The organism is Synechococcus sp. PCC 6716, from assembly GCF_022570815.1.
In the GTDB taxonomy this organism is placed as follows: Bacteria; Cyanobacteriota; Cyanobacteriia; order Thermosynechococcales; family Thermosynechococcaceae; genus Thermosynechococcus; species Thermosynechococcus lividus.
Genome location: NZ_JAKLTU010000066.1, coordinates 1 through 2,623, shown reverse-complemented (window position 1 = coordinate 2,623; position 2,623 = coordinate 1). Strand labels below are relative to the sequence as shown.

Here is a 2,623-nt window from a genome sequence, read left to right as displayed (position 1 = left end):
GCCGCTGTCCTCAACAACTTGGCAGGGTTGTATCAAGCACAAGGGGAATATAACAAAGCCGAACCGCTTTTGCAGCGCAGTTTGGCGATCAGGGAGCGAGTTTTAGGTGCCAATCACCCAGATGTCGCCCAATCCCTGAACAACTTGGCGCTACTGTATCGAGAACAAGGCCAATATAGTAAAGCCGAACCCCTATTCCAGCGCAGTTTGGCGATCAGGGAGCAAGCCCTAGGGGCTAGCCACCCAAAWGTGGCCGCTGTCCTCAACAACTTGGCASKGCTGTATGAAGCACAAGGGGAATATAGCAAAGCCGAACCGCTATTGCAGCGCAGCTTGGTGATTTTGGAGCAAGCCCTAGGCACCAACCATCCAAAAGTGGCCACTACCCTCAACAACTTGGCGCTGTTGTATGAAGCACAAGGGGAATATAGCAAAGCCGAACCKYTAYTACAGCGCAGCTTGGTAATTTTGGAGCAAGCCCTAGGCACCAACCATCCAGAAGTGGCCACGACCCTCAATAACTTGGCGCTGCTGTATGAAAAGCAAGGGCAATACGCCAAAGCCGAACCGCTTTACCAACGCAGCTTGGTGATTTTGGAGCAAGCCCTAGGCACCAACCATCCAGAAGTGGCCACGACCCTCAACAACTTGGCGGTGCTGTATCAAACGCAAGGCCAGCATAGTGAGGCAGAATCTCTGTACTTGCGCAGTTTAGCGATAACGCAACAAGCCCTAGGCACCAAYCATCCAGAAGTGGCCACCGCCCTCAACAACTTGGCGGTGCTGTATCAAACGCAAGGCCAGCATAGTGAGGCAGAATCTCTGTACTTGCGCAGTTTAGCGATAACGGAGCAAGCCCTAGGCACCAACCATCCAGAAGTGGCCACGACCCTCAATAACTTGGCGCTGCTGTATGAAGCACAAGGGGAATATAGCAAGGCCGAACCCCTATAACAGCGCAGTTTGGCAATTTTGCAACAGACCCTAGGGGCTAGCCACCCAAATGTGGCCGCTGTCCTCAACAACTTGGCAGGGTTGTATCAAGCRCAAGGGSARTATGCCAAAGCCGAACCGCTATTGCAGCGAAGCTTGGCAATCAGGGAGCAAGCCTTGGGCACCAACCATCCAGAAGTGGCCACGACCCTCAATAACTTGGCGCTRCTGTATGAAAAGCAAGGGCAGTAYGCCAAAGCCGAACCGCTTTACCAACGAAGCTTGGCAATCAGGGAGCAAGCCTTGGGCACCAACCATCCAGAAGTGGCCACGACCCTCAATAACTTGGCGCTGCTGTATGAAACACAAGGGGAATATAGCAAGGCCGAACCTTTTCTACAGCGCAGCTTGGTGATTTTGGAGCAAGCCCTAGGCACCAACCATCCAAAAGTGGCCACGACCCTCAATAACTTGGCGCTACTGTATGAAAAGCAAGGGCAATACGCCAAAGCCGAACCKYTWYWACAGCGCAGCTTGGTGATTTTGGAGCAAGCCCTAGGCGCCAACCATCCAAAAGTGGCCACTACCCTCAACAACTTGGCGGGGTTGTATGAAGCACAAGGGGAATATAGCAAAGCCGAACCGCTATTGCAGCGCAGTTTGGCGATCAGGGAGCAAGCCCTAGGCACCAACCATCCAAAAGTGGCCACSACMCTCAACAACTTGGCGTTGTCCTATGCAGCACAAGGGGAATATAACAAAGCCGAACCTCTTTACCAGCGCAGTTTGGCGATCAGGGARCAAGCCCTAGGCACCAACCACCCAGAAGTGGCCACGACCCTCAATAACTTGGCGCTGCTGTATGAAAAGCAAGGGGAATATAGCAAGGTCGAACCTTTACWCCAACGCAGCTTGGTGATTTTGGAGCAAGCCCTAGGCACCAACCATCCAGAAGTGGCCACGACCCTCAATAACTTGGCGCTGCTGTATGAAAAACAAGGGCAATACGCCAAAGCCGAACCGCTTTACCAACGCAGCTTGGTAATTTTGGAGCAAGCCCTAGGCGCCAACCATCCAAAAGTGGCCACTACCCTCAATAACTTGGCGCTGTTGTATGAAGCACAAGGGGAATATAGCAAGGTCGAACCTTTACACCAACGCAGCTTGGTGATTTTGGAGCAAGCCCTAGGCACCAACCATCCAGAAGTGGCCACGACCCTCAATAACTTGGCGCTGCTGTATGAAGCACAAGGGGAATATAGCAAGGCCGAACCGCTTTACCAACGCAGCTTGGTGATTTTGGAGCAAGCCCTAGGCACCAACCATCCAGAAGTGGCCACGACCCTCAATAACTTGGCGCTACTGTATGAAAAGCAAGGGCAATACGCCAAAGCCGAACCGCTTTACCAACGCAGCTTGGTAATTTTGGAGCAAGCCCTAGGCACCAACCATCCAGAAGTGGCCACGACCCTCAATAACTTGGCGCTGCTGTATGAAGCACAAGGGGAATATAGCAAGGTCGAACCTTTACTACAGCGCAGCTTGGTAATTTTGGAGCAAGCCCTAGGCACCAACCATCCAGAAGTGGCCACCRCCCTGAGCAACTTGGCGCTGTTGTATTGGAGGCTCAACCAAATTGAGCCAGCCCTAACACGTCTGGTACAGGCATTGGACATTGAAGAAACTCATT

At 52.5% G+C, this 2,623-nt stretch carries 2 protein-coding genes; both read left to right on the top strand.

Annotated elements, in window-relative coordinates; all coding sequences use genetic code 11:
• Positions 1-954: tetratricopeptide repeat protein (locus L5220_RS14220; RefSeq protein ID WP_499574309.1), on the top strand; the 954-nt coding region annotated here is incomplete at its 5' end.
• Positions 955-963: 9 nt separating this feature from the next.
• Positions 964-2,623: tetratricopeptide repeat protein (locus L5220_RS14215; protein ID WP_499574307.1), on the top strand; the 1,660-nt coding region annotated here is incomplete at its 3' end.